The sequence below is a fragment of the Botrimarina mediterranea genome, from assembly GCF_007753265.1.
Lineage (GTDB): Bacteria > Planctomycetota > Planctomycetia > Pirellulales > Lacipirellulaceae > Botrimarina > Botrimarina mediterranea.
Genome location: NZ_CP036349.1, coordinates 3921989 through 3943384, shown reverse-complemented (window position 1 = coordinate 3943384; position 21396 = coordinate 3921989). Strand labels below are relative to the sequence as shown.

Below are 21396 nucleotides of genomic sequence, written 5' to 3'. Positions count from 1 at the left end.
TATGTCGAGTCGAGTGCGTAAGAACCGGACGCTAAGGCGTGCCGGCTGATCTCGCTGATCAGCCGCTGGGCCTTACCCCCGGTTCGTTGTGGACGGTTGGCTCAAGCGTCGCCATCGTCCAGCAGCACTTTCGACAAGCAGAAAGTCACCAGCGACAGCACCGTGCCGATCGACAGGCCCATCACGATCCAGCCTGCATAGGTCATGACTTGGTTCCTCGGAGTTAGGGGCGTCGTAGTTTTGTCGTCGATTTCATTGCGCTGACATCGTTCTCAGATGCCCGCGCCGTCTTCTTCGACCTCGTCGAACTCCAACTTGCCGCCGTCGCGCCAGCGTCGTCCCGCGACGTGGATCAGGATCAGCAAGAAGGCGCCCACAACCGCGATAAACGATATCGAGCTCAGTGCGACCGTGTCTTCGGTGATGATGGCAAGTCGCGGCCCGAGGTCTTTGTAGCCGGAGACCGCGAGGATCACGATGAGGTACGTCGGCACGAAGTACTTCAGGAGGTACTGCACCAGTCTTGGGATCGGGAACTTTGCGCCTTCAGCGGCGATCTTGGCGCCTCGGTCGATGCCGAGTTTCCAGCCATACAGGATCGATTGGATCAGCGCGAGGATGACGATCAGGGTCGTGCCTATCCAGAAGTCGAACGTATCGAGCGCCACCATCCCCTTCGAGAAGTAAAGGATGAACCCCGATCCCAAGGCGGAGATGAGCCCCAGCAGCGAGGCGGAAGCCGGCCGGGGCAGATCGAACCCTTCCTCGAAGAACGCGATCACCGGTTGCAGCATCGAGAGGCTGCTGGTGATCGCGGCGAGGAACAGCATGAAGAACCACAGAAACCCGAAGAAGCGTCCGGCCGGCATTTCGGCGAAGACATTGGGCAAGGCGTTGAAGCCGAGCCCGAAGGTTCCCTGATCTCCAACGGTGGCGCCGAGGAACAGAAAGGCCGCTGGAATGGTGATCAAGCCACCGAGGCAGACCTCGAAGAACTCGTTCATGCTCGACGCCGTCAGGCCGCTAAGAACGACATCGTCCTTCCTCTTCAAATAACTGGAGTAGTTGATGATCACCCCGAAGCCGACCGACAGACTGAAAAAGATCTGTCCAGAAGCGGCCAACCATGTTGATGGCTTGGCAAGCGCCTTGAAGTCCGGGTTCCACATGAAACCGAGGCCATCGAGAATCGTGCGTCCCGAGTCATCGGGCGGCAGCGTCAGCACCCGTGTGAGGACGATCAACGCACAGATGGCCATCGCCGGGATGGCGACCTTGCAGAAGGTCTCGATCCCGCGGGCGACGCCGCGATAGATCAGGATGAAGTTGAGCACAAAGGTGATGACCACCAACCACATCAAATTGCCGCCGCCGCGCTTTAGCAGCGCGCCGTCTTCGCCGGCGCCGACGAACTTATCGAAGAACGCGCCGTAGGCCTGCGGGTCGCTGCCGAGCATCAAGTCGCCGGTCAGATAGCTCCACGCATAGCCGAGGCACCAAGCCTCGATCACGACGTAGTACATATAGATGACCAGCGGGATCAGCAGCGCCGGCATGGCCAAGTACTTCGACAGCCGATGCGGCCAGATCACGGAAAAGATGCCCGGCGCCGAATTGAAGCCGCGCGACCCGCCGTGCCTCCCCATAACCCATTCCGCCCAGCAGAGCGGGATGCCGAGCACCAGCAGCGAGATGAAGTAGGGGATCATGAAGGCCCCCCCGCCGTTCTGGGCCGCTTGCCCGGGGAACCGCAGGAAGTTGCCTAGGCCGACCGCCGAGCCGGCCACGGCCAGAATGACCCCGATCCGCGACCCCCAGCCCTCGCCAATTTTTTGGGCCGGTGTGGCCTCGTTTACTTCGTTTGGGGGGGGTGTCTCTGGCATGGGCACTCATTCCTAGAGGTTTGAGGGGTCGATTGACGGTTTGCCGTGGCGCCTGCGGGGGGCATCCAACACTTAAACCTTTGGCGAGTCAAGGCTTTACGTCGCGTCGCTATCGCGCTAATGCGACGCCGTCTCATTTAAAACATTATGGGTTGTCGAAAATGCGGACTGCTTTACGATTGAGTCAGCCATGGTTACCAGCGACGACTCCGACCGCCTGTTACTCGACTATCTCCGCCGCCACCGCACGGCGTCGGTGGGGGAGTTGGGCGATTTGCTCGGCGTCACCGCCACCGCCATCCGCCAGCGTCTCACGAGGCTTATGGCGGAGGGTTTGATCGAGAGGCAACTTAGGCACCCGGCGGTCACAAACGGCCCGCAGGAGGCCTCTGAGGAGCTCCTAGAGGCCTCTCAGGGGGTCCGTCGGGACCCGACGCCGCCAAGGAGCAAGAACGGCCGTGGGCGACCGAGCTATGACTACCGCCTCACCGACCGCGGGCGTCAGTCCGCGGGCGACAACTTCCACGACCTCGCCGAGGTCCTCTGGCAGGAAATCCGCCAGATCGAGGAACCCCGCGTTCGGGTGGGCCTCGTGAAGCGAGTCGCCGAGCGGCTCGCCCAGCGTTACTCCAGCCAAGTCGGCGGCGAAGACGTCGCCGAGCGGATGCGTCACCTTATGCGGTTGATGGGCGAGCGCGAAGTGCCGGTCGATGTCGATGAGACGAACGGCCTGCCGGTGTTGACGATGCTGGCGTGTCCCTACCCACAACTCGCCGAGCAGGACCGCAGCATCTGCGCCGTCGAGAAAGCGATGATCAGCGAGATCGTCGGGCAGGGCATGCGGCTCAGCGAGTGCCGCTTGGACGGTGGCGGTTGCTGCACGTTTAGCCCATCGGCTGAGTTCGCGACGGAGGGGGCGACGGAATGAAAACCCCCGCCACTTTCAACTCGACCAGTTACACCGAAACGGGCGACGTGCTCCCCACGACGCTCGGCGCTGATGGCGTCACTTACACCGCCGACGGTCGGCCGTGGATCGAGGGGCGCTTCGAGGAGAACGTCATTACTACGACCCTCGAGCAAGCGATCAACTGGGCCCGCGAGTCGAGCCTCTGGCCGATGACCTTCGGCATCGCTTGCTGTGCGATCGAGATGATGGCGACCGGCGCCGGCAAGTACGACCTCGACCGCTTCGGCGCCGGCGCCTTCCGCGCGACGCCGCGGCAGGCCGACCTGATGATCGTCGCCGGGACCGTTACCTACAAAATGGCGAGCCGGATCCGCCGGCTCTACAACCTGATGCCCGACCCGAAGTACGTCATCGCGATGGGCGCCTGCACCGTCGGTGGCGGGCCGTACTTCAAGCACGGTTACCACGTGGTGAAGGGCGTCGACTTGGTGGTGCCGGTGGATGTTTACATCCCCGGCTGCCCGCCGCGGCCCGAGTCACTGCTCGAGGGGCTCATGCGGGTGCAGGACAAGATCCGTAGCCACCGGATCGCGCGCGTTGCTGGCGCAGCGGTTGGCGTCACCGACGCCGAAGAGTTGCCGATGCCGCACCACTCGGGCCACACGATTCCCGCGATCGACCTCGAGCCGGTCCGCCATCACCAGCAGATCACCGACCAAATCAAAGCGGCGTCGAAAGCGTAATCCTTGTGAAAGGATGGAGCCCACGAATCAACGCGAACAAGAACGAATAGAAAACAAGTACTGCGACCATCGAACCACTAGGCGAGACCTGACTGCCAGAAGCAAGCGAGTGAATACAGTTCCGGAAGATTCGAGATAGTTCGTGTCATTCGTGGGCAGTTCCTTCATTCGCGAGAATTCGCGTCCATTCGCGGTTCCCTCTAGCAGTCACCCACAAACCATCACTTCAGCGAAGCTTCAAGCGAGTCCAGCGATGTCCAAAACTCTCCGCATCAAGAACCTCCACGTCTGCGTCGAGGGAAAGCCGATCCTCAATGGCGTCAACCTCACGATCAACCGCGGCGAGACCCACGCCCTGATGGGCCCTAACGGCTCGGGCAAGAGCACGCTGGGCAACGCCATCATGGGCCACCCGTCGTACGAGGTGACCGACGGCACGATTGAGCTCGTCGAGGAAGACGGCACAGTCGCCAATGTCCTCGAACTCGACGCCTCCGAGCGCGCCCGCGCGGGGCTGTTTATGGCCTTCCAGCGGCCGATGGCGATCCCCGGCGTGAAGCTCGCCGACTTCATGCGGCACGCTACGTCGAACGTCCGCAACCCCGAGCGTAAAGAGGGCGAGGACCTGATCCCGATGCGTGAGTTCCGCAAGGAACTGCAGGAGAAGATGGGCCACCTGCGGATGGACCTTGACTTCGCCCGCCGCTACGTCAATGACGGCTTCTCTGGTGGTGAGATGAAGCGAGCCGAAATCCTGCAGATGGCGATGCTGCGACCCAAGTTCGCGATCCTCGACGAGACCGACTCGGGCCTCGACGTCGACGCGGTGAAGCTCGCCAGCGAGTCGATCGCCGAGATCTCCGCCGACGCGTCGCACGGCGGCGCGATGGGCGTCCTGATCATCACGCACCACGATAAGCTGCTGGAGCGGAACACGCCTGACTTCACCCACGTGATCCTCGGCGGCCGCATCGTCGAGACCGGCGGCGTCGAGCTCGCCAAAGAACTGCACAACGACGGCTACGACCGCATCCGGGCCGAGTACCCCGAAGCGGCAAAGCTCAACAGCAAGATGGCCGAGGAAGAAGCCGTTTCGGTCTGACGATTAGAACTCAATTAAACAGGTAGTGACGAATTACGAAGCACGAATGACGAACGCAAGCGGACGCTTCTTCGTCATTCGTCATTCGGGCTTCGTCATTCGCAAATAGCGTTCACTAGCGAACAGCGACAAATATCATGGCAACCGACACAATTCCCACACCGGCCGACCTCGAACGTCCCGTCGATGACGTGCCGCACGAGATCAACAAGTACAACTTCATCACGCAGACGAAGGACATCTTCAAAGCGAAGAAGGGTCTCTCGCGCGAGGTCGTTGCGCAGATCTCGGAGATGAAGAGCGAGCCGGCGTGGATGCGCGACTTCCGGCTGCGATCGCTCGAAATCTTCGAGTCGAAGCCGATGCCCAAGTGGGGCGGCGACATCGCCATCGACTTCGAAGACGTCTACTACTATCTCAAGCCCACCGAGGGTCAGAGCAAGAGCTGGGACGACGTGCCCCAGGAGATCAAGGACACCTACGACAAGCTCGGCATCGTCGAGGCCGAGCAGAAGCGGCTCGTCGCCGGCGTGAAGGCGCAGTTTGAGAGCGAGGTCGTCTACGGCTCGCTTCAGGAAGAGGTCGCCAAGATGGGCGTCATCTTCACCGACACCGATACCGCCGTCCGTGAGCACCCCGAACTCCTGCGTGAGTACTTCGGCAAGATCATCCCGCCTGAGGACAACAAGTTCGCCGCGCTCAACTCGGCCGTCTGGTCGGGCGGTTCGTTCATCTACGTGCCGCCGGGCGTGCACATCGAGTTCCCGCTCCAGGCCTACTTCCGCATCAACGCCGAGAGCATGGGCCAGTTCGAGCGGACATTGATCATCGTCGATGAAGGCGCGTCGGTTCACTACGTCGAGGGCTGCACGGCCCCGATGTACACGACCGAAAGCCTCCACTCGGCCGTCGTCGAAGTGATCGTCAAGAAGAACGGCCGCGCCCGTTACACGACGATCCAGAACTGGGCGAACAACATCTACAACCTGGTGACCAAGCGCGCCGTCGCTTACCAAGACTCGCTGATGGAGTGGGTCGATGGCAACCTCGGCAGCCACCTGACGATGAAGTATCCGGCCGTCTACATGATGGAGCCCGGCGCCCGCGGTGAGATCCTCTCGATCGCGTTCAGCAGCACCGGCCAGCACCAAGACGCCGGCGCCAAGGTCGTCCATTGCGCGCCGAACACCTCCAGCCGCATCGTCTCGAAGAGCATCAGCAAGAACGGCGGCCGCAGCAGCTACCGCGGCCTCTGCAAAGTCGAGAAGGGCGCCACGGGCGTGAAGAGCAACGTCGTCTGCGACGCGCTGATCCTCGACCCGCAGAGCCGCAGCGACACGTACCCGTATATCGAAGTCGAAGAGCAGGACGTGCAGATCGAGCACGAGGCCAGCGTCTCGCGCATCGGCGAGGAGCAGCTCTTCTACCTGATGAGCCGCGGCCTCACCGAAGCAGAGGCGAGCTCGATGATCGTCTCGGGCTTCATCGAGCCGCTCGTCAAGGAACTGCCGATGGAGTACGCCGTCGAGATGAACCGTTTGATCGAACTGCAGATGGAAGGCAGCGTCGGCTAATTGTTCGACGTTGCTTCTGAATAGACGGCGAGCCGGCGACGTTAGTCGTCGGTGTGAATCACGATCAACACCGCCACCCACCGACGACTCGCGTCGTCGGCTCGCCAAACCGTAAAGCTAAGCGTCTCCTACGACGCAACTCCACAAGCTCAGCATGACCACCGCGATCTCTAACACGACCAAATTCGACGCCGCCGGCTTCGAAGCCCTCCTCGCCGAGCGCGCCGGCGAGCCCGCTTGGCTCACCGAGCGCCGGAAAGTCTCTTGGCAAGCCTTCGAAGCCGCCAACTGGCCGTCGAGTAAGGACGAGGAGTGGATGCGCACCGACATCCGCCTCTTCAAGCTCGACGCCTTCAAGCCGACCGCCGGTGTCCCCGTTGCCATCGCTGGCGAGCAGCCGCTGCTGTCGCATGGCGTTGATCTCGGCGGCCGTGTCGAGTCGGTCAACGGCGCAGCGACACTCTCGGAACTCGATGGCGAGATCATCGCGAAGGGCGTCGTCTTCGGCAGTCTGAGCGAAGCCGTTACGCAGCACGGCGATCGGCTGCAGAAGGCGTTCGACCGCGAGGTGGTAAGCCCCACCTACGATCGCTTCGCGATGCTCAACGACGCCTGCTGGACGGGCGGCGTTGTGCTGTACGTCCCCAAGGGCGTACGGATCGAGAAGCCGCTGCACGCCGTCTCACGGCTCAGCGGCGCTGGCGCCACGGATATGACCAAGACAATCGTCGTGCTCGAGGAGGGCGCCGAAGCGACGCTCCTCATGGAGTCCGCCTCGACCGACGCCGAGTCGGCGGGCCTCCACAACGGCACGATCGAGATCGTCGTCGGCCGCGGCGCGAAGCTCCGCTATGTGAACCTCCAGAACTGGAACAACCGCACCTGGCACTTCGCCCACCAGAAGGCGGTGGTTGGCAAGGAAGCACAACTCCAGTGGACCATCGGCGCGCTCGGCGCCCGTTTGGCGAAGGTCAACCAGCGCGTCGCCCTCGCCGGCGCCGACGCCGAGGCGCAGGTCAACGGCGTGATGTTCACGCAGGGCAAGCAGCACCTCTGCTACAACACGCACCAGCACCACGAGGCGCCCTACTGCCGCAGCGACCTGCTCTACAAGAACGCCCTGCAGGACAGTTCACGCACCGTCTGGCGCGGCATGATCCAAGTCGATGAGGCCGGCCAGCGCACCGACGCCTACCAACGCAACGACAACCTGATGCTCGCCGCCACGGCGCGGGCCGACTCGATCCCCGGTCTCGAGATCGAAGCCGACGACGTCCGCTGCACGCACGGCAGCACCAGCGGCCGCGTCGATGACACAATGATCTACTACGCGATGAGCCGCGGCTACACGCGTCAAGAAGCGGTGCGGATGATCGTCACCGGCTTCTTCCAACAGGTCTTCGACCGCATCACGATCGACAGCGTCCGCGAAGCGCTGGGCGAAGCGATCGGCCAGCGGGTGCAGGATTTGCCGAATCAGTGAGTGGGCAGTCAGCAGTGGGCAGTAAGTTTAGAGGTGAGCCGGAAGCGTAAGCGCCCGGAGTAAGCGTCAGCGCCGGCTGTAGAGCACGGTCGCTCAGCCAAGCGTCAGCATCCGGAGCAATCGTGTCCGAGTTCATCCCTGTCGGCCCCATCACCGACTTTGCCGATCCGTCGTCAACGCTCGTTGAGGTCGATGACGAATCGGTTGCATTGATCCACGCCGCGGGCAGCTTCTACGCACTCGACGACGTTTGCACGCACGACGGCGGCCCGCTATCGGACGGCCCGCTGCACGAGGACGAGAACCCGCCGGCGATCGCTTGCCCACGCCACGGCGCCAAATTCGCCCTCACCACCGGCGCCGCCCTGACGATGCCCGCCACCCAACCCACCCGCGTCCACGAAGTGAAAGTCGAAGACGGCCAAGTCTTGGTAAAACTCACTGTATAGAGAAGTAAGCGGCAAAGTTCCCCGAGACGGCTCTGTGATTGAAGCCCGAGGCGAACGGCACTAAGCTGAAGGTATGAGCACCGGCGCCCTACGTTTCGACACGATCTCGGTTGAAGACTACCTCGCTGGCGAGGAAGTCGCCGAGGTCCGCCATGAGTATGTCGATGGCCGTGTTTACGCGATGGCTGGCGGGACGGTCAGCCACGCATTGGTGCAAGCCAATGCTCTCGCTTCTCTCCATACTGGCCTACGCGGTAAGAAGTGCCGCCCCTTTGGTTCGGACATGAAGGTCCGGGTCATCACTCCCGGGCGTCCCCACTTTTATTACCCGGACGTCTCGGTCGTTTGCGACTCCAACGCCAACAGCGACGTCTTCCAAGACCGGCCGGTCGTGATCGTCGAAGTCTTGTCGCACTCCACGCGGCGTATCGACGACGGCGAGAAACGCGAGGCGTATTTCTCGGTCCCAACCCTGCTGGTCTACCTCCTGGCAGAGCAGGATAAGGCGGCCGTCAAGGTTTACCGACGGACCGAGGCTGGGTTTTCGATCGAGGCTTATGCAGGTCTTGAGGCGGTGATCGACTTGCCCGAGATCGACGCACAGTTGCCACTCGCCGAACTCTATCAAGGCGTCGACTTTACGCCCGAGCCCGGCGATCCCGAAGACATAAGCTCATAAATCGACGTTTACGAAGAACTTTAGAACCACGGATTGCACGGATCACACGGAAAGAGATTGCTGCAGACTCATCCGTGCTATCCGTGTCATTCGTGGTTCCCAACCGAACCAAGAGCTACCCATGCCCATCGCCGAAGACCACGTCCGTGAAGCGCTCAAAGAGGTCATCGACCCCGAGCTTTTCGTCAACATCGTCGATCTGGGACTGATCTACGACGTGACTATCACGCCGAACGAGGCGAGTGGCGCCGAGGACGTGGCGATCGACATGACGATGACCAGTCCCGCGTGCCCCGCCGGGCCACAGCTGGTGAGCAACTCGCACGCGGCGATCAAGAAGATCGAGGGCGTCGGCGAGGTCGAGGTGAAGGTCGTGATGACCCCGCCGTGGACGCCCGACCGCATGACCGAAGACGCCCGCGACCAGCTCGGCATCTTTTGAGGCGCAACCTGCATCGCGTCGCTGAACCTGGCCTAGCAATAAGGAGCTTCGATTGCGCGCCCGTACCGTCAACGTTTGGGTGGCCATCTCGTCGAGCTTCTGGTTTGTGCCGGGGCTGATGATGGCGGCGGGCGTCGTGCTCGCCGTGTTGTTGCCCGAGATTGACCGGGTGATTCAATGGAATCTACCAGGCCGCTTCCAGGTGTCTGGCGAGACGGCCCGAACCACTATCAGTACGCTCGCCGGGGCGATGGTGACGGTCACCGGCATTGTCTTCTCGACCACCACGGTCGCGATCTCAATCACCGCCGCACAGCACGGCCCGCGGCTGCTGAGGAACTTCTTCGCCAAGTCGGTGACGCAGGCGACTCTCGGCATCTGCCTCTCGGTGAGCGTGTATTGCTTGCTGCTGCTCCGGACGGTGGACGAGCGCGAGGGTGAAATCTTCATACCACAGATTTCGGTCCATGCGGCTTACCTCTTCGTGCTTGTCGCGTTGGTCGCCATCATCTTCTTCACGCACCAGGTGGCGAGCCTGATGCAGACGCAGAACGTCGCGTCCGATGTCGCCGACGAACTGGACAACGCCGTCGGTCGTCTTTACCCCGACCCGCTCGACGACGAAGCCGAGGAGGGGGGGGATTCGCCTGCTTGGCGAGAATGCTGGGAGGGCTTCGATGAAGAATCGTCACAAGGGGCGCCTTCTTCGTATGACGGCTACGTGCAAGCAATCGATGTCGATTCGCTCGTCGATATTGCCACACGCCGCGACGTGCTCTTGAGGATCGAGGCCCGGCCTGGGGATTATGTCCGCGATGGCGATCGGCTCGTGTCGGCGTCGCCGGGCGATCGACTCGAGGAGGATGACGCCAAACGCATCCGCAGCGTCTTCATGATCGGCAACCTGCGGACGCCCCAGCAGGACGTCGAGTGTGCGGTGGTCGAACTCGTCGAGATCGCCGTCCGCGCGTTGTCGCCCGGAGTGAACGACCCGTTCACCGCCATCACCTGCATCGATCGATTGAGCGGCACGCTGCGGCGTCTCGCCGGCAGGAAGCCCGCGCAATCGCTTTGGCGTGACGACGACGAGGCACCCCGGCTGGTCGTGAAGCCCCGGGCGTTCGCCGACGTTGTCGACGCGGCGTTCAACCAGATCCGCCAGCACTGCCGCTCGGACGTCGCCGTGACGGTGCGGTTGTTGCAATCCATCGAGGCAATCGCCTCCGCGCCGCGTAATGCCGAGTCGCTCGCCGCCCTGCGACGTCAGGCCGAGATGATCCTTGCGGGCGCCCGAACCGCGGGGCATACCGACGGGGATATCAAGGACATTGAAGACTTCTTTGGCTCTGCGGTGGATGCGCTTGCACAGAATCCGGCTTCGACGGCATGAAACGCCCAACGCCCCCCCCAAGCTTCTGCGCGACGGTAACGCGCGTACCGACTAGATGATGGTGGGATCCGCATTCGCCCGCCGATGACGACCAGCATCGGCGGCCTCGACACGCTGTGCCTCGCTGTGACGTATCGTTTACGAAGGCGCGACGCGTACGTCGGCGCCGGCCAAGGCGGAGTTCCAGGAATGATCACAGCGCGAGTCAGCCCCATCAACGAGTCGCGACACTTCGCGCCGCAGGAGCTTTTTTTCTCACTCACCGACGACAAGGGCCGAATCCGCTACGGCAACCAAGTCTTTACCCGGGTGTCGGGGTACAGCGAGCACGATTTGCTCGGCCAGCCGCACAACATCATCCGCCACCCGGACATGCCGCGGGGCGTCTTCCGCTTGCTCTGGGACTATCTCGGAGAGGGCAAGACGATTGCGGCGTATGTCAAGAACCTTGCCGCCGACGGGCGTTACTATTGGGTCCTTGCCGCGGTGACGCCGTGTCGTGACGGGTATCTCTCGGTGAGGCTCAACCCGTCGAGCCCGATGTTCGATGTCGTCAAGAAGGCTTACGCCGATACGCTCTCAGTGGAATCGCCGCTTGAGATTGAACACGGCAAGCCGTACGCCATTCAGAAGTCCCTGGAGCACTTGTGCGGCGCGGTCGAGTCTCTGGGATACAAGTGCTACGACGACTTCATGCGCGCCGCTCTCTGCGCCGAGCTAACGGCGCGGTCGCGGATTGCCGACGCCCGGCCTACGAGTTCGCTCCGCGTATCGGAATCGACCGCCGCGGGCGACCTGCTCGACTTGCACGCGTCGCTCGCGAATCTACGCGAGCAGCTCGGCGAAATCTTTCGATCGCTCGACGTGTTCGAATCGCTTAGCACACGGCTGGTCGAGAAACACGAGGCCATGGAGGAGCTTGGCCCGTCTCTGACGTTCCTGTCCCTCAACACGCACATCAGCGCGTCGCGTTTGGGAGACGACGGCGCCGTGCTCTCGGTGGTGTCACGCAACCTGGGCGAGCGATCGAAGGACGCGGACCGGCTGATCGCCACCTTGATGCAACGCATGACCCCGGCTTGCGACGCGGCCCGCGCGATTGCGTTCGATGTCGCCGTCGCCCAACTTGAGTCCGAGGTCTGCAGTTCGTTTGTCGAGGAACTGCTCGAAGGCGACTCGGGCGGTGATCAGGCGCTCGTGGCCGAGAGCCTCGACTCGCTTATCGAGGAACTTGTTGATCGGTGCCACAAGGTGCTGGTAGCGCTGCACTCGCTCCGGGACGACATCGGCGTGATGAAGCACGCCGCGTGCAACCTCGTCGGGCGGGTTGATCAAATGCGGACCGCCCAACTCAACGGCAAGATTGACATCGCGTCTCGGAAGAACGCCCAGGGCTTCGAGGCGATCTTCGAGGACGTGGCCAGGATCGTCGCCGAGGCGCGCCGAGACTGCGACGACATCATCGAGCTGTTGAACACGACCGGCGAGCGGCTCACAGCGCTGTTGTCGATGGAGGTCGCTCTGCGCACCGAACTCGGCGCCGCTCGAGCGTCCACCTCCGCCGCAGTAGGGAGCCGGTGTGAGCCGGTGTGAGGAGAGGCGGCCCGGTGAGCGCGGCCCGAGGGCGATCCTCTCAAACCCGTCGTCGGCGCATGCCGCACAGCGCGATCGCGCTCAGCGCCGCCATGGCGGACGCCGGTTCGGGAACAGCTGACACGACAAAGTCGAGTTCGTACGTGATCTCCATGCCTTGCTGCTGTGTCCAGAACGTGTAGCTCGAACCGGTGAGCGGACCCGTGAAGCCGATCGCACCAAAGTTCGTGCCCATTCCCGGCAGGATATCGCCATCGATGCCCCCTTCGAACAAGCCGAAGTGGGACCAGCCGAGCAACTCGCCAACTTTCATGTTGGCCTCATCGGCAGGAAAGCTAAAGCTGGTTCCTTCTTGCACGCCAATAAAAGCCGTGCCGTCGAAGAGGGTCTCGAAGGCGCGCAAGATGATGGCGTCGATCTGTCCCTGAGCCGGCAAGTTCAAGCGGAAGTACTCGAGGTCGAGCGATGTGGTAGCGCCTGACGTCGCGCGGATCGTGTTGACGCCCAAGTCGAGATTGATCTCGGTGGGGTTCTGGTAGTCCCCCGAGAGGTCCCCATCATCGGCTTCAATCCAGCTTGCCGCCGAAGCGTAGGTGGCCGACAGCGACGCCAATAGCGCGATAAGTAAGGTAGCTCGGAAATAGATGCCTAATCGATTCATGGTGGGTGCGCCGAAGGGGAACGGGTGGTCGAAGATTTGCACGGTGTGGGAGCGGACCGCCATCGGGGCGCCTGAAACCGGGTCTCGCTGACAACAATCTCTCGGAGCGATTCTCCTTCTCGACGCTATCAGGTCGTGGGAGGGAGAACGCGACTGAGAGAGTGTGAGGTTGCCACCAACCGCGCGTGATCGCTGTGGCGATCGTGTTGCACTCGATTCAGATGAGTGCTGGCGGGGTCGAGAGACGCGGCAATCGTCACAGCGAGGTCGGCGCTGGAACGGCTGCCCTTCGGCGGCATTAGCAAGAAGCGGTGGAGGGGGAAGGTCGTTAACTCAGCTTAATTCAGCGTTGGCAGCCAATCTAGCGATTGTCAGACGCGCTTGCGCACGCCTGGGCGCAAGGCGACCAAGAGCGCCAACAGCAGGCTGGCGACCGAGGTGGGCTCGGGGATGGCGGCGGATGCTGAGTAGAAGAAGTCTTCCCAACTCGCGCCGTAGTTGTCCCGCCAGACGGTGTAGTCGGCGGCGTCGACGACCCCGTCGCCATTGCCATCGGCCAGGAGCGACTCGGAGGAACCGTAGTCCGCTTGCCAGACAGCGTAGTCATCATCATTGACGAGCCCGTCGCCGTCGTAGTCACCCGATAGGGCCACGAAGGGGTCGGTAAACAGATCACTGGTCAAAAAGGCCGTGTCGGTGAGCGTCTCCATGAAAGCCACCAACGCCGCCTTGTCGTCCTCAGTGAGGTTCAAACGTAGTGGGTCACCGGTGCTTGTCTTCAGCCGGAAGTCCAGGTCCGGGTTGTCCTGCACGCCGCTGTTGTAGAACTCGACGATCTCTTCTAGCGAGCTGAACCGACCGTCGTGCATGAAGTGTTCACGCACCGCCACGTTGCGGAGCGACATCGTCTTGAAACGACCATCGCCGGCGCCTTCGTCCGCGGAGTTGTCGGCATCGAGGCCGATGTTATGCGGCTCGGTCCCGATCTGGGCCGGTGACGCGTGGCACATGTTGCAACGGCCGACGCTGTTGAAGACATCGTGCCCCCGCTTCTCTTGCGGCGTGAGCACCGAGTTGAATCCAGGCGATCCGGGCGGGCCGGCGGCGAGCGCGACATCGAACTTCGATTGGTACGACACCATCGAGCGGACAAACTGCGCCAGCGCCTTGCCGATCTTTTCGTTGGTGATTTCTGAGTCGCCGAATGCTTCCTGGAACAGCTGGGGGTAGAAGTCCGTGGCGGCTAGCTCTCCGCGGAGCTGGTCGAGGTCCGTTCCCATCTCGACGGGATCTTGGATCGGCATCAACGCCTGCTCTTCAAGCGAAGCGGCTCGCTCATCCCAGAAAGCCCGGCCATTGGCGTAGTACGCCGCGTTCGACAACGGCGTCGAATGGCGCCCGGTGAGGCCCCCCTCGAACCCCGTGCTCTTCTCGCCGGGATCGTCGAAGGCGAACTCCTGTTGGTGACAGGAGGCGCACGCCGTGCCGTTGTCGTGGGAAACCCGCTTGTCGTAAAAGAGCACCCGACCCAGCGTCGCGCCGGCGTTGGTGATCGGGTTATCGACCGGTGTGTTGTTGAAGAGAGCCAGCTGACCCGTACTGAAATGGGTTGGCAGATTCGTGACGGCGTAGCCGACATAGTCGGCGTTCGTCGATGGCAACGCGGGTACGCCCGGCGCAGCCAAGGTCGTAGACGCTGAGATTCCCAGCGCAGAGACAGTAGCCAACAAGGTCGCCGTGATAATGCGGCGAGAAGTGGATTGCATCGACATCAGGAGGTGTTCCGGACAAGCTGCTGTCGAGCGCCCAAATCCGTTCGCTACGGAGGGCGACAGTCGATCCATGCTAATTGCGTTCTGCAACCGCGGAAACACCCTTAGCTGGGCAAATCCTCAGTATTTTTGATGAAGATTGCGTTATGAGACGATCGTTCGTCCACTCAGCCATCCGGATTGGCCGGATCGGCGCGATTACCGCGGAAAAACCGGGGCCCCCACGCTGGTGGGGTACGCTTCGGCGGCGACATTGACCGCGTCGTCGGTGAAGAATCGCGTCGTCTCTTCGGCGGCGAGCTTGATCTCCAGGTCTCGACACAGCACCTCGGCACGGAAGAGGTGAGTCCCTTCCTCGTGGGCCCGGGCGTAGATCTTGAAGACCCGCTTCTCGCCCGCCGCGAGACGCTCAATCGTTTGGAAGGCAACCCGTCCGTCGCGGATGTCGGTCGTCTCGCCATCGACGTGGTGCGGATCGACCCCTTCCGAGAAGAGGCCAACGACCCGCACATCGTGGGCGTCGTTCGATCCGCGGTTGGTGATGCGGATCTCGTAAACGACCTCTTGGTTGGTCGCCACGGGTCCCTTCGGATCGATGACGTCGAGCTTCAGGTCCGCCAGGGCGACGACCTCGGTGACGGCGTCGACAGCCTCGGAACGCGTCTCGTCCGTCGCTGCGGCACGGAGGCCAATCGTGTTAGCTCCGGCCTGACGCAGAACGCCACGCAGCTCGACCACCCGTTCGGCGCCCGGCTCAAGCGAGCCAACGCGGTACGCAAGGGTGTTGTTCTTTGCCGCGGGCGTTCCCTCGGTGGGGAGCACCTCGAAGCCCTCCGGCAACGCGACATCGAGCACCACGTCAGGCGCGGCGGCGGTGCCGGGGTTGCTCACACGGAAGTAATAGGCCGTCGGGGCGCCGGCGTAGCGGTCTGCCGGGCCGCGCCAATCAACCACCAGCTCGGCCTTGCGACAGAAGACTTGTTTTGTAAGCTCGGCGGCGACGCCGTTGAGGGCGCTGGCCGAGGCGTTAACAGCGAGCTGGCCCGCCTCGCGGGCGGTAAGCTCGATTTCGACCGTGCGTTCTTCACCGGCGCCGATGTTGCCGAACTCGTGACTGGTGCGGCGGTCGGCGTCGCCGCCGGGCGGCGTCAGGTGCAACGCGACGTTCTCCGCGACGCCGGTGCCCGGGTTGGAGATCGTCAGACGGAACGTTTGCGGCTTGCCATACAGCACCTCTTCGGGTCCGACGATCGCCAGCGCGAGCTTCGGCTCTTGGACTTGGACCAGCGTCGTGCCGTCGATCGGCTTGTGGGTGTGGGTCACGCCCAGCTCAATCGGCGTGCCGGTGCGGGCGATGAGGCGCAGGTCGAGCTTGGCGACCGCGCCGACGTCCAGCCGCTTGGTGCGCCAGACAACCACGCCGCTCGTCCCTTGCTGTTCGATGACGCCATCGACCGAATCGACGCCGACGACTTCGGCGCCCTCGGGGACGTTGACGTTGGTGACGACTTCTTCGGCGGCGATATCGCCACGGTTGGCGAGCAGCACACGGTAGGTCGCCTCTCGGCCGACGACAATCGTGCGCGGACCGCCGACCTTGGACACCAGCACCGGCATCTTCTGCGTCATCAAGAAGTCCTCTTCCTCGGCGTTCTTGCCCGCCTTGGGACTCTCGGCCGGGGACTCTTCAATCGTGCTCTTATCGACAGCCGCCGTTGCGCCGAGGGACGAACCCTTGTCGGATGTGCTGTAGCGATCGCCGATGAACATCGGCAGCTTGGTCGTGGCGCTGGGCTTCGAGGCGACGCTGACGCGGCCGGAATCCGTCTCGGCGAACTGATCCGATTCCTCTTCGGCGGGGGCGTCGTCTACAGGGGCGTCGTTGGCGGCGGAATCGTCCGCGGGGATGGGCGTGATTTCCTCAGCGGGTGCGGGAATCGGCGCCGGCGGTGGGGTGGCTTCGCTGGGGGCTGGCCCGATCTCGTTGGTTCCGGCAACAAGCGGGGCGATGTCGTCCGGCGTGTGCGTGCGGACGGGCCGCGGGGTGGGCGAGGTGTTTGACACCGCGCTCGCGGCCTCGGCGGCGATCGACCGCGCAAGTCGGGCGTTTGTCGAAGCTCTCGTAGCCGCCTCAGCGCCCGAGCGCGGTGCGCCCGGCGAGAGAGCGCTGCCTGCGCGGGCCGTCGGCACTCGGCCGTCGGTCGCCATCGCGACATCATTCCGTCGGACGTCGTGCAGCAGTCGTGACTGGGCGCTGCCCGTCGGACCGCCTGCGGCTGCGTTTACTGCCGCGGGCTTCGGCGTGGCAGGGCGCGGCGAACCAGCTCCGAACCAGTTGCGTGGCAACAACTCGCGCGGATTGATCCGCGGCATGGAGACTTTCTGATCGGTCGCCATCACCGGGTAGAGGTCGCCTTGCGACGCCGCGGCGGATTGACCCTGGGCCGTCGCGGTGGGCGCGTAGGCGAGGGACAGAACGGTCAACAGACTTCCAATCAGCCGCTTCATGCCAAGACATCCCTGCTTGGTGGCGCGCGGCGCTGCTAGCAACCGCGCACGGATCGACACTCACTCCTTCCCGACATCGGCACGGCGAGGGGTGGGGATTGAGCCGAAAGCTACGAATCTTCCGGTCAGAGAAGACGGGTGGTGTGCGTAAATTGCGGCGTTGGCTGGTAGGCGGATTTGAGGCTTGAGTCCAGAGGGTTGGTCGTCAGACCGAAGGGCATGGATAGGCGAAGGATGGTGGCGCCTAGAGCACGCTGAACCAAACCCAAGCGTCATAGCCGTGGGCGGTACAGGATTATGCAACTGCTAGCAAATGGACGTTTAACAAAGGACTTACGTCGATGATGCACTGCTGCGATAGCAGTCCGACGACGCTTAAGTCCTTATCTGAACGTGGTAACTGCTAGCCCTTGCATAATCCTGGGTAGCCCTCGGAGTGCAGCGCAACTCGTCCTCCACTCCGAGTGCTACCGCCCACGGCTCAGGCGTTCACGGATGGGAGCCGCTAAGCCTAGGCGTAGCCCGCACTATCCGGGGGCTAAGGCCCCGCGGCTGATTCGTCGCTGCCGAAAGTATCAGCCGGCACGCCTTGGCGTCCGGTTCTTTGCATTGGGGTAACACTAAGCAAGACGCTCAGCTCCGGCCCATCAACCCCCACGCCTTAAATCTCAAGCCTCACTCCTGCTAGCAGGCGCCAACCTCTTCGCGCAGCACCGGCTCGAACCCCAGGTCTTCGATCATGTCGTAGTCTGCTTGGGGCGTCTGGCCTGCGGTCGTCAGGTAGTCGCCGACAAAGACGGAGTTTGCCATGTAGAGGCCAAGCGCCTGCAAGCTCCGCAGGTGCAGCTCGCGGCCGCCGGCGATGCGGAGTTCGCGGTCCGGGTTCACGAGGCGGAACATCGCCAGGACCTTCAGGCAGTAGCGCGGGTCCAAATCAATTGGCTCGCCGATGACCGCGCCCTCGATCGGGATCAGGAAGTTCACGGGGATCGAGTGGACGCCCAGCTCGCGCAGCTGGATCGCCATGGCGACCACATCGGTCGGCTTTTCACCCATGCCGACGATCCCTCCCGAGCACATCTCCATGCCGGCGTCGCGCACCGACTCGAGCGTCCGCACCCGGTCGGCGTGTGTGTGGGTCGAGCAGATCGTCGCGTAATGTTCGGCGCTGGTGTTGAGGTTGTGGTTGACACGGTCCACGCCCGCCGCGGCGAGCCGCTTGGCCTGTTCGTCGGTCAACAGGCCCAGGCATGCGCACACCTTCAGGTTGTGCTCGGCCTTGATCTGCGGAACGATCTCCTCAACGGCGCGGATCTCCCGCTCGTTGGGCCCGCGGGCAGAAATCACGATGCAGTACGTGCAGGCGCCACGCTCGGCCGCCATTTTCGCGCCGGACAGCAGCTTGTCGCGGCTCAGCAGGTTGTATTTGGGGATCTCGGCGTCAGAGACCTTGGACTGTGAACAGTACGAGCAGTCCTCGGGGCAAAGCCCGCTCTTGGCGTTCATCAAGAAGTAGAGCTGGACCCGCTTGCCGAAGTGCTCACGGCGGACCCGGTAGGCGGCGTCGATCAGGGCCAGTAGTTCGTCGTCCGGGCAGGCCAGCACCGCCCGTGCCTCTTCCACTGTGAGGTGGTCACCGGCCAGGACGCGGTCGGCTAGGGCCGACCAGTCGGTCCGCTCGGTGGTCGGGGCGGGGCAGGGGGGAGCTTGCGTCGGCATCGCGGTCATCGGCAGATCGTCAATTCGCGGGGTTCGCTCGTATGGCGTGGCATGGCATGATAACTCGTACCAATGCCACGTGTCAGCGTGGCGCCACACCGGTCGATCGCGCCACTGGCCACTTAGCCCCCGGTCAATGACCGGGGCAAAATGAACGGCGAGCCGGGAGCGTCAGCGACCGGAGTGAAGAAAGTACTCGCATCCCCTACCATTTCAATATGAACCACCTCATCCGCGTCGGCGCCATGGGCCACGTCGGCCGCTTCCGCTCGGCGGACGGCCTGCGATACGCCCGAGGCCAGCGCGTGGTTGTCCGCACGGCCCGCGGCTTGGAGGTGGGCGAGGTCCTCGCCGACGACCCTCAAGGACCTGGCGACGCCGACGGCCCTCTCTTGCGGCGGATGACCGATTCGGACGAGATGGTCGCCGAACGGCTCCAGCGGAACCGCGACGCCGCCTACGGGGCCTGTCTCCGAGTGCTCGCTGAGCGCGGTTCCGACGCCGTGCTGCTCGACGTGGAGCATCTCTTCGACGGCCGCGGGCTCTACTTCTACTTCTTGGGAGAAGTCGACCCAGCGACCGAGGCTATCTCCGCCGAGCTCGCCGCCGCCTACGACGCGGAGGCCCGCTTCGGGCAGTTCGCCGACACGCTGGAGCAAGGCTGCGGCCCCGGATGCGGCACCGCCGAGGCGAAGAACGGCTGCGGAACGGCCGGCGGCTGCGCCACCTGCTCGGTCGCGGCGGCGTGCTCTCGTTAGCCGGTTGGGCGGGTTGATTGTGGGAGGGGTCTCCAGACCCCGATCTTGGCGTCCAGACCGTTCAGGCATGGTGCGCGTAATCCGTGTCTGGAGACGCCTCCCGCAGTTCCACGCCATAAGGCGTGCAATCTAGTGCAAAGGGAGTAGACTGCACGCCCCTGCACACCCCACTCCGGGCCCTACCATGGCGATCACCACCGCGATCCGCGACGGCATCCTCTTCATCCAGATCGATGACGTCCGTCTGCTCGACGAGACGAAGATCGGCAAGCTCGAGCAGGAACTCGACGAAGCGATCGACGCCTCCACCGAAAGCCGCGTCATCGTAGACTTTTCCAAAGTCCAGTTCATGTCGTCCTCCATGCTCGGCAAGCTGGTGAAGACCCAGAAGAAGGTCACCAGCTACAAGGCGAAAATGAAACTCGCCAACGTCTCGCCCGATATCAAAGAAGTTTTCAAGATCACAAGGCTCGACAAGCTCTTCAGCATCGAACCCGATGTGGAGACGGCGCGGAAGGCGTTTTTGAAGAAAGGACTGTTTGGGTGAATGACGAATGACGAAATCCGAATAACGAAAGCTCTGATGTCTTCGTCATTCGGATTTGGTCATTTGGGCGTTAGCCGATGAGCGTTTGCGCCGCCGCCGGCCTTCCGTAGTAAAAGCCCTGCCCGCACAAGAAGCCCATCTGCGCGCAGACCTCGTGGTCTTCGCGTGTCTCAATCCCTTCGGCGAGCGGGATGATGCCCAGCTCTGCCGTCATCTGCACCAGGCGCTCGACCATCTTCTGCCGCTCAGTCGAGGCGGCGTGGATGTTCTGCACCAGCGCCATGTCGAACTTCAAGTAGTCGGGCGGGACCTCCACGAGCTCGATCAACCGCGCCTGGCCGGCGCCGAAGTCATCGTACGCCAGGCCGATGTTCAGGTCGTTGAGCTTGGCCCGCAGCTCGCGCATCGGCTGCGTTTGGGTCGCGGTCTTCTCGTGGATCTCTAGCACCAGCGGCCGCGTCGGCGCCGACTCACGCAACTCACGCAGCGAGAACTCCAACAGCTCGGGCTCTTCGATCTCGTTGGGATGCGTGTTGGCGAACAGCAGGTGCTGTTCCGGCAAGACCGAACCGAGGTGCAGGCCCTCTTCGCGGAAGATGCGGCTCAGCTCCGACTCAAGATTGAGCACCGCCGCGGCGCCGAACATCGTCTGCGGATCGCTCAGGCCGAACAGCCGGCTGCGGCCGAGGATCTCGTAGCCAAACGCCTGCTGAGACTTCATCGACACGATCGGCTGAAAGTGCGGCACGACCGCCCGCTCGGTCATCAGCTTGTCGAATTGGATCAGCGATAACGCACGGTCAGCGGAGTCGTCCTTGATCGTCTGGCAGTGGTTCGTCGCGGCGTTGCGCCCTGTGCGGAACACCACCTGGGCGAACTGCACGAGGTCGCCGTGCCCGATCGGGCATTCGCCGTGGACCCGTTCGCCGTTGACGAAGGTGCCGTTGGTGCTGCCGAGGTCACGGACCACCAGCCCTTTTTCGACGAAGAGGATCTCGGCATGAGCCCCGGAGACCGTTGGCGAGGTGAGGCAGAGCTTCTGGTCGGGGCGGCGCCCGACGGTGAACGGCGACGCGTCGATGGCGTAGCTACGCATCGGCTCGTCGTCGCTGACCTGGCCGCTAAGCATCCAGGCGCCGGTCGTGGCTTCGGGGGTGGCAACGCTCATGGAGATGGTCGATGG

The 21396-nt window shown here is 63.1% G+C and carries 18 protein-coding genes; 12 read left to right on the top strand and 6 right to left on the bottom strand.

The window, feature by feature from the left end; translation table 11 throughout:
- Positions 1-272 precede the first annotated feature (272 nt).
- Positions 273-1883 carry a sodium-dependent transporter gene (locus Spa11_RS15130; RefSeq protein WP_145113711.1) on the bottom strand — a complete coding sequence of 537 codons (1611 nt, stop codon included), beginning with the start codon at positions 1881-1883 and terminating at the stop codon, positions 273-275.
- A 190-nt stretch (positions 1884-2073) separates the two neighbouring features.
- On the opposite strand from Spa11_RS15130, the gene Spa11_RS15125 reads away from it, so the two are divergent.
- From Spa11_RS15125 to Spa11_RS15080, 10 genes are all read left to right on the top strand, one after another.
- Complete coding sequence (locus Spa11_RS15125) at positions 2074-2811, top strand: helix-turn-helix transcriptional regulator (protein WP_145113709.1); 738 nt, start codon at positions 2074-2076, stop codon at positions 2809-2811.
- Positions 2808-3536, top strand: coding sequence for an NADH-quinone oxidoreductase subunit B (locus Spa11_RS15120; RefSeq protein WP_145113707.1), 729 nt, complete (start codon positions 2808-2810; stop codon positions 3534-3536). The genes Spa11_RS15125 and Spa11_RS15120 overlap by 4 nt, the downstream gene beginning before the upstream one ends.
- Positions 3537-3789: 253 nt before the next feature.
- On the top strand, positions 3790-4638 hold the full coding sequence (gene sufC / locus Spa11_RS15115; protein WP_145113705.1) for a Fe-S cluster assembly ATPase SufC: 849 nt from the start codon (positions 3790-3792) through the stop codon (positions 4636-4638).
- A 137-nt stretch (positions 4639-4775) separates the two neighbouring features.
- On the top strand, positions 4776-6212 hold the full coding sequence (sufB, locus tag Spa11_RS15110; protein ID WP_145113703.1) for a Fe-S cluster assembly protein SufB: 1437 nt from the start codon (positions 4776-4778) through the stop codon (positions 6210-6212).
- 154 nt (positions 6213-6366) lie between these two features.
- Positions 6367-7695, top strand: a complete 1329-nt coding sequence (sufD, locus tag Spa11_RS15105; RefSeq protein ID WP_145113702.1) for a Fe-S cluster assembly protein SufD — start codon at positions 6367-6369, stop codon at positions 7693-7695.
- A 122-nt stretch (positions 7696-7817) separates the two neighbouring features.
- The gene (locus tag Spa11_RS15100) at positions 7818-8144 is read left to right on the top strand and encodes a Rieske (2Fe-2S) protein (protein ID WP_145113699.1); all 327 of its coding nucleotides are present in this window, start codon (positions 7818-7820) and stop codon (positions 8142-8144) included.
- A gap of 73 nt (positions 8145-8217) precedes the next feature.
- The gene (locus Spa11_RS15095) at positions 8218-8823 is read left to right on the top strand and encodes a Uma2 family endonuclease (protein WP_145113697.1); all 606 of its coding nucleotides are present in this window, start codon (positions 8218-8220) and stop codon (positions 8821-8823) included.
- Between the two features lie 121 nt (positions 8824-8944).
- The gene (locus tag Spa11_RS15090) at positions 8945-9265 is read left to right on the top strand and encodes a metal-sulfur cluster assembly factor (protein ID WP_145113695.1); all 321 of its coding nucleotides are present in this window, start codon (positions 8945-8947) and stop codon (positions 9263-9265) included.
- A gap of 52 nt (positions 9266-9317) precedes the next feature.
- The gene (locus Spa11_RS15085) at positions 9318-10655 is read left to right on the top strand and encodes a DUF2254 domain-containing protein (RefSeq protein WP_145113693.1); all 1338 of its coding nucleotides are present in this window, start codon (positions 9318-9320) and stop codon (positions 10653-10655) included.
- An 84-nt stretch (positions 10656-10739) separates the two neighbouring features.
- Positions 10740-12248, top strand: a complete 1509-nt coding sequence (locus Spa11_RS15080) for a PAS domain-containing protein (RefSeq protein WP_145113691.1) — start codon at positions 10740-10742, stop codon at positions 12246-12248.
- Between the two features lie 40 nt (positions 12249-12288).
- Here the strand turns inward: Spa11_RS15080 and Spa11_RS15075 are convergent, their stop codons facing one another.
- The 4 genes from Spa11_RS15075 to bioB form a co-directional block, all read right to left on the bottom strand.
- Entirely contained in the window at positions 12289-12972 is a 684-nt protein-coding gene (locus Spa11_RS15075) for a hypothetical protein (RefSeq protein ID WP_145113689.1), read from the bottom strand.
- A gap of 308 nt (positions 12973-13280) precedes the next feature.
- Positions 13281-14570, bottom strand: coding sequence for a cytochrome c peroxidase (locus Spa11_RS15070; RefSeq protein ID WP_231932960.1), 1290 nt, complete (start codon positions 14568-14570; stop codon positions 13281-13283).
- A 309-nt stretch (positions 14571-14879) separates the two neighbouring features.
- Positions 14880-17249, bottom strand: a complete 2370-nt coding sequence (locus Spa11_RS15065; protein ID WP_145113684.1) for a CARDB domain-containing protein — start codon at positions 17247-17249, stop codon at positions 14880-14882.
- A gap of 624 nt (positions 17250-17873) precedes the next feature.
- Positions 17874-18917 (bottom strand): biotin synthase BioB, encoded by a 1044-nt coding sequence (gene bioB, locus Spa11_RS15060; protein ID WP_145113682.1) that lies wholly within the window; start codon positions 18915-18917, stop codon positions 17874-17876.
- Between the two features lie 209 nt (positions 18918-19126).
- Here bioB and Spa11_RS15055 point away from each other — a divergent pair, with 209 nt between their 5' ends.
- Together Spa11_RS15055 and Spa11_RS15050 are read left to right on the top strand one after the other, a co-directional pair.
- On the top strand, positions 19127-19666 hold the full coding sequence (locus Spa11_RS15055) for a PSP1 C-terminal domain-containing protein (protein ID WP_145113680.1): 540 nt from the start codon (positions 19127-19129) through the stop codon (positions 19664-19666).
- Between the two features lie 184 nt (positions 19667-19850).
- On the top strand, positions 19851-20213 hold the full coding sequence (locus Spa11_RS15050; protein ID WP_145113678.1) for an STAS domain-containing protein: 363 nt from the start codon (positions 19851-19853) through the stop codon (positions 20211-20213).
- A gap of 70 nt (positions 20214-20283) precedes the next feature.
- Here Spa11_RS15050 and Spa11_RS15045 read toward each other — a convergent pair whose 3' ends face one another.
- On the bottom strand, positions 20284-21381 hold the full coding sequence (locus tag Spa11_RS15045) for an EAL domain-containing protein (protein WP_145113676.1): 1098 nt from the start codon (positions 21379-21381) through the stop codon (positions 20284-20286).
- Between the last annotated feature and the right edge of the window lie 15 nt (positions 21382-21396).

What these genes read in the sequence shown, in the direction of transcription:
- sufB (WP_145113703.1), top strand. Translation starts at nt 4,776, where the DNA reads ATGGCAACCGACACAATTCCCACACCGGCCGACCTCGAACGTCCCGTC.
- Spa11_RS15080 (WP_145113691.1), top strand. Translation starts at nt 10,740, where the DNA reads ATGACGACCAGCATCGGCGGCCTCGACACGCTGTGCCTCGCTGTGACG.
- Spa11_RS15045 (WP_145113676.1), bottom strand. Translation starts at nt 21,381, where the DNA reads ATGAGCGTTGCCACCCCCGAAGCCACGACCGGCGCCTGGATGCTTAGC.
- bioB (WP_145113682.1), bottom strand. Translation starts at nt 18,917, where the DNA reads ATGACCGCGATGCCGACGCAAGCTCCCCCCTGCCCCGCCCCGACCACC.
- Spa11_RS15120 (WP_145113707.1), top strand. Translation starts at nt 2,808, where the DNA reads ATGAAAACCCCCGCCACTTTCAACTCGACCAGTTACACCGAAACGGGC.
- Spa11_RS15130 (WP_145113711.1), bottom strand. Translation starts at nt 1,883, where the DNA reads ATGCCAGAGACACCCCCCCCAAACGAAGTAAACGAGGCCACACCGGCC.
- Spa11_RS15055 (WP_145113680.1), top strand. Translation starts at nt 19,127, where the DNA reads ATGAACCACCTCATCCGCGTCGGCGCCATGGGCCACGTCGGCCGCTTC.
- Spa11_RS15050 (WP_145113678.1), top strand. Translation starts at nt 19,851, where the DNA reads ATGGCGATCACCACCGCGATCCGCGACGGCATCCTCTTCATCCAGATC.
- Spa11_RS15125 (WP_145113709.1), top strand. Translation starts at nt 2,074, where the DNA reads ATGGTTACCAGCGACGACTCCGACCGCCTGTTACTCGACTATCTCCGC.
- sufC (WP_145113705.1), top strand. Translation starts at nt 3,790, where the DNA reads ATGTCCAAAACTCTCCGCATCAAGAACCTCCACGTCTGCGTCGAGGGA.
- Spa11_RS15090 (WP_145113695.1), top strand. Translation starts at nt 8,945, where the DNA reads ATGCCCATCGCCGAAGACCACGTCCGTGAAGCGCTCAAAGAGGTCATC.
- sufD (WP_145113702.1), top strand. Translation starts at nt 6,367, where the DNA reads ATGACCACCGCGATCTCTAACACGACCAAATTCGACGCCGCCGGCTTC.
- Spa11_RS15095 (WP_145113697.1), top strand. Translation starts at nt 8,218, where the DNA reads ATGAGCACCGGCGCCCTACGTTTCGACACGATCTCGGTTGAAGACTAC.
- Spa11_RS15075 (WP_145113689.1), bottom strand. Translation starts at nt 12,972, where the DNA reads ATGGCGGTCCGCTCCCACACCGTGCAAATCTTCGACCACCCGTTCCCC.